Source organism: Burkholderia sp. HI2714, from assembly GCF_002223085.1.
GTDB lineage: Bacteria > Pseudomonadota > Gammaproteobacteria > Burkholderiales > Burkholderiaceae > Burkholderia > Burkholderia lata_D.
Map to the genome: position 1 here is coordinate 58,318 of NZ_NKFM01000025.1, position 8,659 is coordinate 66,976.

The window sequence follows — 8,659 nt, forward strand, 5'->3', positions numbered from 1 at the left end:
CCATTTATCCGCGGTATGCGGAAAAGCGATGTTTGCGCAACGTCCGGCAGGACGAACCCGACGATGCGCAGCATCCGTTCCCGCCACGATGCATGTGTTGCGACGACGCTCGCTTCGCTCGCGCCGCTTAAGTCAGATCGTATCCGTCAGCCGCGGCTGCACGTCGGCGATCGACACGTCGGCCGAGCCTTCCGCGAGATGCACGGTCAGGCGGCGCTGCGGCTTCAGCGCGTTCGGCGTGCGCACCGCGCGGCCCGTCTGCGCATCGATCAGCGCCGCATAACCGCGCTCGAGCGTGCGCTGCGGGCTCAATACCTCGAGCCTTGCCGCACAGGCTGACACGCGAGCCGTGTCGCGTTCGTGACGGCGCTGCAAGGCCAGCGCAAGACGCTGCGACAGCCCCGCGAGCGCCTGGCGCGCCTGCGACGGATCGGGGCGTGCGCGCTGCCAGCGCAACTGCGCGAGCGCGAACCGCGCGCGCGCGTCGCGCACCGGCCGCGACGCCGCCGACGCCAGCCGCACCGCGAGCTGCTCGACGTGCGTGCGCTGCCGCTGCAGCCGCTCGGCCGGGCTCACCAGCCGGCGCGCGAGCCAGTCGAGCTGCTGCGCGCGCTGTTCGAGCCGGCGCTCCATGCCCCGCGCGAGCGCGCGCTGGCGCTCGTCGACCTCGCGCAGCAGCAGCGCGCGTTGCGGGCTCGCCAGCTCGGCGGCACCGGTCGGCGTCGGCGCGCGCACGTCGGCCGCGAAGTCCGCGATCGTGAAATCGGTTTCGTGCCCGACGCCGCTGGCGACCGGCAACTCGCTCGCCGCGATCGCACGCGCCAGCGCCTCGTCGTTGAACGACCACAGATCCTCGATCGAGCCGCCGCCGCGACAGACCAGCAGCACGTCGACCTCGCGGCGCGCATTCGCGGTCTCGACGGCCGCGACGAGCTTTTCGGCGGAACCCGCACCCTGCACGGGAGCCGGATAGACGATCACCGGAATGTGCGGCGCGCGACGGGCGAGCGTGGTCAGCACGTCGCGCAGCGCCGCCGCCTGCAGCGACGTGACGATGCCGATCGCGCGCGGATGGGCCGGCAACGGCCGCTTGCGCTCGGGCGCGAACAGCCCCTCGCTTTCGAGCTGCGCCTTCAGCCGCAGGAACGCCTCGTACAGGCGCCCCTGCCCGGTGCGCCGCACGGCCTCGACGTTGAGCTGCACTTCGCCGCGCGGCTCGTACATCGTGACGACCGCGCGCACCTCGATCCGGTCACCTTCGCGCGGCGTGAACTCCGCGTATTGCGCGCGGCCGCGGAACATCACGCAGCGCATCTGCGCCTGCTGGTCCTTGATCGAGAAATACCAGTGGCCGCTTGCGGCGCGCGTGAAATTCGACACTTCGCCCGAAATCCACAGCAGCGGAAACGAGCGCTCGAGCATCGTCGAAATCGCGCGATTGAGCGCCGAAACGGGAATCACTTCGTCGCCGCCGCGGGTCGCGCCCGGTGCGGCAAATGGGGAGTCGGAAGGCATGGACGGTCGGATGAATGCTGGCGGCGACACGATAGTCCGACACGCGCGCGACGTCCAGCGCCGGGCGCATGTCCCGTGACGTTCGCAAGGTGTCCACACTTTGGCAATCATCGGCCCAAAACGCGTGAAAACCGCTGAAAAATCCAGACAATTCCCTCCAACACATTGATTTTTATACATTTTTAAATCTTTCTGAATGATTCTCATCCGATTCGAGGCCCGCCCGGCGGGCGTTTGGCGTCATCGAACGAGGAGTTTTTCACAGAGTTACCCACAAGCCGCCACGATCCGGCCCCGGAGGCTGCGGCGGCCGGTCGCGCTTGCCGCCCCCGCCTGCGGCGCGCTAGAGTGCCGCCTTCCGCAGACCCCGCGGCATGCGCCGCCCCACGGAGAATCCGCCTTGACGAATCCGTCCCACGACGCGGCGCACGAGATGCCGCGCCCGGCCCGATGAGCGCGCCCGACGGCCCGCTCGCCCGGCTCGAAGCCCGCCTGACGCGCGAATGGCAGCGCCGCGGCGCGCTCGCGTGGGCGCTCACGCCGTTCGCCTGCGTGTTCGGCCTGTGCGCGGCGCTGCGGCGCACCGCCTACGCGCAGGGCTGGAAGAAACCGGTCGACGTCGGCGTGCCCGTCGTCGTGGTCGGCAACGTGACCGTCGGCGGCACCGGCAAGACGCCGACCGTGATCGCACTCGTCGACGCGTTGCGCGCGGCCGGCTTCACGCCCGGCATCGTGTCGCGCGGCTACGGTGCGAACGTGAAGGCGCCGACCGCCGTCACGCCCGCGTCGCGCGCCAGCGCGGGCGGCGACGAACCGCTCCTGATCGCACGCCGCACCGGCGCACCCGTCTGGGTCTGCCCGGATCGCGTCGCGGCCGCGCAGGCGCTGCGTGCCGCGCATCCGGACGTCGACGTGATCGTCAGCGACGACGGCCTGCAGCACTACCGCCTCGCGCGCACGGTCGAGCTCGTCGTGTTCGACCACCGGCTCGGCGGCAACGGCTTCCTGCTGCCGGCCGGGCCGTTGCGCGAACCGCTGTCGCGGCACCGCGACGCCACGCTCGTCAACGATCCGTACAGCGGCGCGCTGCCGCCGTGGCCCAACACCTATTCGCTCGCGCTCACGCCGGGCGCCGCGTGGCACCTCGACCAGCCCGCGCTGCGCCGTCCGCTGTCGCAATTCGCGCACGAGCGCGTGCTCGCCGCCGCCGGCATCGGCGCGCCGGAACGCTTCTTCGCGACGCTGCGCACGGCCGGTCTCGCGCCGGCCACTCGCGCGCTGCCCGACCACTACGCGTTCGCCGACAATCCATTCGTCGACGACGCCGTCGATGCGATCCTGATCACCGAGAAGGATGCAGTAAAATTGGGCGCTTCCTGGCGCGACGCCCGACTGTGGGTGGTCCCCGTCGAAGCCGCGCTCGACCCTCGCCTCATTGCCCTCGTTGTGGAGAAACTCCGTGGACGCTCGCCTGCTTGAAATCCTTGTGTGCCCTATCTGCAAAGGCCCGCTCCACTATGACCGTGCCGCGCAGGAGCTGATCTGCAATGCGGACAAGCTCGCCTACCCGATCCGCGACGGCATCCCCGTGATGCTGGTCGACGAGGCGCGCCAGACCGTCGAAGGCACGCCGGTCGACCCGGCCGGCCGCTAAGGCGCCCGACCCGGCCCTCGCCGCGGCCTGCCCGCTGCGAGGGCGCCGAACCCGCCGGGCGGCCCGCACCCGACGCGCCGCCCGCTCCGTTCTTCTCACCGCCCTCCCCGATGACTCAACCCTTCATCGCCGTCATTCCCGCCCGGCTCGCGTCGACGCGGCTCCCCAACAAGCCGCTCGCCGATCTCGGCGGCAAGCCGATGGTCGTGCGCGTCGCCGAGCGCGCGCGCGAAGCGGGCGCGCAGCAGGTGCTGGTTGCGTCCGACGCGCAGAGCGTGCTCGATGCGGCCCGCGATCACGGCTTCGAAGCGGTGCTGACACGCGCCGACCATCCGTCCGGCACCGACCGGCTCGCGGAAGTCGCGGCGACGTTCGGGTGGAGCGACGACACCGTCGTCGTCAACGTACAGGGCGACGAGCCGCTGATCGACCCCGTGCTCGTGCGCGACGTAGCGTCGCACCTCGCCGCGCATCCGGCCTGCGCGATTGCGACGGCCGCCCACCCGATCCACGACGCGGCCGACGTGTTCAACCCGAACGTGGTGAAGGTCGCGCTCGACGCGCAGAGCGTCGCGCTGTACTTCTCGCGCGCGCCGATTCCGTGGAGCCGGGATGCGTACCAGCCGCACTGGCCCGACGTCGCGGCCCTGCCTGCACCGGCCTTCCCGGTCTACCGGCACATCGGCCTCTATGCGTATCGCGCGCGTTTCCTGCGCACGTATCCGACGCTCGCGCAGGCGCCGATCGAACAGGCCGAGCAGCTCGAACAGCTGCGCGCGCTCTGGCACGGCGAGCGCATCGCCGTGCTGATCACCGAGTCCGCGCCGGAAGCCGGAATCGACACGCCGGCCGATCTCGCACGCGTGCAGGCCCTTTTTCAGCCGTCATCAAAATAACCCGTGGCATAATCAGGCGATTGTGCGAGCCGTCCGCGACCAGCGCGTCCTCGCTTGACCCCGCCCGCGGCCCTGCCGGCAGCCGCGCGTCGCCCAACCCGACGCGCCGCATCAGACCGGTCCGCCACGCGCCAGGCAAGCCCCGCGCACACCGTCGCCGGCGCTTTTTTCGTCTCGCCACACGAATCTACATACTGGAGATATCACCATGCGTTTGATCCTGTTGGGCGCGCCCGGCGCGGGAAAGGGCACCCAGGCAAACTTCATCAAGGAAAAATTCGGCATCCCGCAAATCTCGACGGGCGACATGCTGCGCGCGGCCGTGAAGGCCGGCACGCCGCTCGGCGTCGAGGCGAAGGGCTACATGGACGCCGGCAAGCTCGTACCGGACGCGCTGATCATCGGCCTCGTCAAGGAACGCCTGAAGGAATCCGACTGCGCGAACGGCTATCTGTTCGACGGTTTCCCGCGCACGATCGCGCAGGCTGACGCGATGAAGGAAGCCGGCGTCGCGATCGACTACGTGCTCGAGATCGACGTGCCGTTCTCGGAAATCATCGAGCGCATGAGCGGTCGCCGCACGCACCCGGCATCGGGCCGCACGTACCACGTCAAGTTCAACCCGCCGAAGGTCGAAGGCCACGACGACGTGACGGGCGAGCCGCTGATCCAGCGCGACGACGACAAGGAAGAAACCGTCAAGAAGCGTCTCGAAGTGTACGAAGCGCAGACCAAGCCGCTGATCACGTACTACGGCGACTGGGCGCAGCGCGGCGAGGAAAACGGCCTGAAGGCGCCGCAGTATCGCAAGATCTCGGGCCTCGGCAGCGTCGAGGAAATCCGCGAGCGCGCGTTTGGCGCACTGAAGTAAGCAGCGCATCGCGCACCCGCAAGCCGCCCTTTCCGGGCGGTTTTTTTTTGGTTCATCGCAGGAAACCGTGGAGGGTTCGAGAGCGCCCCGTACAATCGGTCGGGTGCGGGCGCTCCCTTTACCCGGGCGCAGGCATTTCAACCGATCGCACGGCATCGAATCAGGCAACCGCTTTGCGCGGCACCGCAACCAGCGCCCCAACGCCAACAGCGCTCGACCACTTTGGATGGGCCCGCCCCTGAGCACTGAAGCGTCAGGGGCGCTCAACAACGGAGACAGTCATGGAGATTCGCGGCAACGTGTTTCTGATCACGGGCGGCGCATCGGGCCTCGGCGCCGGCACGGCGCGGATGCTCGCGCAGGCAGGTGCCACGGTCGTGCTCGCCGACCTGAACGACGCGGCGGGCACCGCGCTCGCGACCGAGCTGGGCGGCAGCTTCGTGCACTGCGACGTGTCGAGCGAAGCCGACGCGCAGGCGGCCGTCGGTGCGGCAACGCAAGCCGGTACGCTGCGCGGCCTCGTGAATTGCGCGGGCATCGCGCCCGCCGCGAAGACCGTCGGCAAGGACGGCGCGCATCCGCTCGACGTGTTCGTGAAGACGATCAACGTGAACCTCGTGGGCACGTTCAACATGATCCGGCTCGCGGCCGCCGCGATGGCAGCGACCGCGCCGACCGCGGACGGGGAGCGCGGCGTGATCGTCAGCACCGCGTCAGTTGCCGCGTTCGACGGGCAGATCGGCCAGGCCGCGTACGCGGCGTCGAAAGCCGGCGTCGCGGGCATGACGCTGCCGATCGCGCGCGACCTGTCGCGCAGCGGCATCCGCGTGATGACGATCGCGCCCGGCCTGTTCGAGACGCCGATGCTGCTCGGCATGCCGCAGGACGTGCAGGACGCGCTCGGCGCGATGGTACCGTTCCCGCCGCGGCTCGGCAAACCGGCCGAATACGCGCTGCTGGTACGCCAGATCGTCGAGAATCCGATGCTCAACGGCGAAGTGATCCGCCTCGACGGCGCGATCCGGATGCAGCCGAAATAGGCACAAAAAAACGCCCGCGATGCGGGCGTCTTTTCATTCAGGGTTCCGGCAGCGTGGCGATGGCTCAATCTTCGCCGTCGCGCTGCATCCGCTGCCGCAATTCGGTCACCTGCGACTCGACGACGGTGGCGTCGTCCGCGTCCGGCCGCTCGCCGAGATACTGCTCGAGATCCTCGAGCGCGGGGCGCAGGTAATCGAGCCGCGCATACGCGAATCCGCGGTCGCGGACTTCATCGACGTGCTCGGGCAACAGGATCACGAGCCGCTGCTGCACCGCGAGCAGGCGCTGCCAGCGTTCCGTCTGAAGATAGATCGTCTTCAGGTTGCGCAGCATCCGCGCGATGATCTCGCGGCTCGTCGCCGGCTGCAGCAGCGCACGCAACGCGCTGTCGACCGCACCGGCCGCACGTGCGACATACGGCTCGAGCATCTCGACCATCTCGGCTTCGGACAGCGAATGGCCGTTGGCCGGATCGATGATCAGGTCGCCGTCCGGCAGCGTGACGCGCAGCAGGAAGTGGCCGGGGAACGACACGCCGCGCGCCGGCACGCCGATCTGCTCGGCGAGCTCCAGGTACAGCACCGACAGCGAGATCGGGATCCCGCGCCGCCGCTTCAGCACGGCGTTCAGGTGGCTGTTATCGGGGTCGTAGTAGTCGTTGTGATTGCACGCGAAGCCGAGCTCACGGAAGAAGAAATCGTTCAGTGCGGCGACGCGGCCCTTCAGGTCCGCATCGTCCGTGAGCCGCCGGCGCAGCCGCGCCGCCAGCATGTCGAGTTCGGCCAGCGTGCCCTGCAGGTCGAGGTCGGGATACGCGTCCTGCGCCAGCGACAGCGCCGCTTCCGTGACGGGCAGGCTGTCGTCGTCTGCCACGAGCGTGCTGAAGTAGTCGAGGACGCGGGTCATTGCGGTCGTCACTTGGCGCGCCTTCTGAAATAAGCGTATTTGAAGCCCATCACCCACAACATACCGAAATATAGTGCAGCGAACAGCACGAGGCACGCGGCCATCAGCGCAATGCGATCGAGCGGCTGCGCACGCATCCCGGTCCAGTCGAAGCTGATCGACAGCCAGTGCATCAGGCCGGCGAGCACGAGCGCCGCGCCGATCAGCTGCACGAAGAAGCGCAGCCAGCCCGGCGACGGCTGGTAGATGCCGCGCTTGCGCAGCCCGATGAACAGCAGCAGCGAGTTCAGGCACGCGCCGACGCCGATGCTCAGCGTCAGGCCCGCGTGCCCGATCAGCGGCACGAACACGTAGTTCGAGATCTGCGTGACGATCAGTACGCCGATCGCGATCTTCACGGGCGTCTTGATGTCCTGCTTCGCATAGAAGCCCGGCGCGAGGATCTTGATCAGGATGATGCCGACCAGGCCGATCCCGTAGGTCGCCAGCGCGCGCGCGACCATCGTGACGGTGTGCGCGTCGAACTTGCCGTAGTTGAACAGGGTCGCGGTGAGCGGCGTCGCGAAGAAGAACAGCGCGAGCGCACTCGGCGCCGCGAGCAGGAACGTGACGCGCAGGCCCCAGTCGAGCAGCGCCGAATACTCGTGCGAATCGGCATCGACGTGCGCCTTCGACAGGCTCGGCAGCAGGATCGTGCCGAGCGCGACGCCGAGCAGCGCCGTCGGGAATTCCATCAGGCGGTCGGCGTAGTTGATCCACGACACGGCGCCCTGCCCGAGCCGCGACGCGATGTTGGTATTGATGATCAGCGACAGTTGCGCGACCGACACCGCGAATGTCGCGGGCACCATCTTCGCGAGCACGCGCTTCACGCCCGGGTGGCGCAACGCACGCAGCGGGTTGAGGCCGATCAGCGGCACCATGTCGATCTTCTTCAGACCCGGCAACTGCACGAGGAACTGCAGCACGCCGCCGACGATGACGGCCCATGCGAGTGCGAACACCGGCACCTTCAGGTGCGGCGCGACGAACACGGCCGCGGCGATGAACGCGACGTTGAGCAGCACCGGCGCGAACGCGGGCAGCGAGAAGCTCTTGTACGTGTTCAGCACGCCGGAGGCGAGCGTCGTCAGCGAGATGAACACGATGTACGGGAACATGATCCGCGTCATCGTGACCGCGAGCGGGAACGCCTGCCCGTCGGTGTGCAGGCCGGACGCGACGGCGAACACGACCCACGATGCGCCGGCGATCCCGACCACCGACAGCACGGCAAGCGCCCACGCCAGCACGGTGGACATCGCGTCGACGAGCGCTTTCGTCGCGTCATGCCCCTGCTGGTTCTTGAACTCGGCGAGGATCGGCACGAACGCCTGCGAGAACGCGCCTTCGGCAGACAGGCGGCGCAGCAGGTTCGGGATACGGAAGGCGACGTAGAACGCGTCGGTGTATTGACTGGCGCCGAACGCACGGGCGATCAGCGTCTCGCGGGCCAGTCCGGTCACGCGCGACAGCAGCGTGAAGCCGCTGACCGTCAGCAGGGCTCGGAATAGATTCATGGGGCGCTTATTATACGGACGTTGCGTGGCCCGGCCAGCGGCCGATGCCGAAAAGCGCGCACGCGTCCGGCGCCCTCCTCGGCGGGTGTCCAGGGCTTCCGCATGAAGAGGCCCGTGGCTAAAGGGCTGGAGCGGTTGTTCGTTGCGGCGTGTTCAGGTTTACTCTCGCTTTTTGCCGGAACGAGAGATGCCGTCGATCATGGATGCGTTTGCTGAC

Annotated in this window: 8 protein-coding genes; 5 read left to right on the plus strand and 3 right to left on the minus strand. The window is 68.6% G+C overall.

The genetic code is table 11. The annotated features are described in order from the left end of the window. Positions 1–132: 132 nt before the first annotated feature. A complete protein-coding gene (xseA, locus tag CFB82_RS14325) occupies positions 133–1,515 on the minus strand; it encodes an exodeoxyribonuclease VII large subunit (RefSeq protein ID WP_089484471.1) in 1,383 nt (460 codons plus the stop codon). A 450-nt stretch (positions 1,516–1,965) separates the two neighbouring features. On the opposite strand from xseA, the gene lpxK reads away from it, so the two are divergent. From lpxK to CFB82_RS14350, 5 genes are all read left to right on the plus strand, one after another. Further along, on the plus strand, positions 1,966–2,994 hold the full coding sequence (gene lpxK / locus CFB82_RS14330; protein WP_089484472.1) for a tetraacyldisaccharide 4'-kinase: 1,029 nt from the start codon (positions 1,966–1,968) through the stop codon (positions 2,992–2,994). Continuing rightward, positions 2,975–3,169: a Trm112 family protein gene (locus tag CFB82_RS14335; RefSeq protein ID WP_010090898.1), complete on the plus strand. Its 195-nt coding sequence runs from the start codon at positions 2,975–2,977 to the stop codon at positions 3,167–3,169. Before lpxK ends, CFB82_RS14335 begins: the two co-directional genes overlap by 20 nt. Before the next feature lie 110 nt (positions 3,170–3,279). Beyond that, the gene (gene kdsB, locus CFB82_RS14340) at positions 3,280–4,065 is read left to right on the plus strand and encodes a 3-deoxy-manno-octulosonate cytidylyltransferase (RefSeq protein WP_069248686.1); all 786 of its coding nucleotides are present in this window, start codon (positions 3,280–3,282) and stop codon (positions 4,063–4,065) included. A 208-nt stretch (positions 4,066–4,273) separates the two neighbouring features. After that, entirely contained in the window at positions 4,274–4,936 is a 663-nt protein-coding gene (adk, locus tag CFB82_RS14345; RefSeq protein ID WP_011352990.1) for an adenylate kinase, read from the plus strand. Between the two features lie 281 nt (positions 4,937–5,217). Beyond that, complete coding sequence (locus tag CFB82_RS14350) at positions 5,218–5,976, plus strand: SDR family NAD(P)-dependent oxidoreductase (RefSeq protein ID WP_089484473.1); 759 nt, start codon at positions 5,218–5,220, stop codon at positions 5,974–5,976. Between the two features lie 64 nt (positions 5,977–6,040). On the opposite strand, the gene CFB82_RS14355 is transcribed toward CFB82_RS14350, so the two are convergent. Together CFB82_RS14355 and murJ are read right to left on the minus strand one after the other, a co-directional pair. Then, positions 6,041–6,883 (minus strand): SirB1 family protein, encoded by an 843-nt coding sequence (locus CFB82_RS14355; RefSeq protein ID WP_089446686.1) that lies wholly within the window; start codon positions 6,881–6,883, stop codon positions 6,041–6,043. A gap of 8 nt (positions 6,884–6,891) precedes the next feature. Beyond that, on the minus strand, positions 6,892–8,442 hold the full coding sequence (gene murJ, locus CFB82_RS14360; RefSeq protein ID WP_069248688.1) for a murein biosynthesis integral membrane protein MurJ: 1,551 nt from the start codon (positions 8,440–8,442) through the stop codon (positions 6,892–6,894). Between the last annotated feature and the right edge of the window lie 217 nt (positions 8,443–8,659).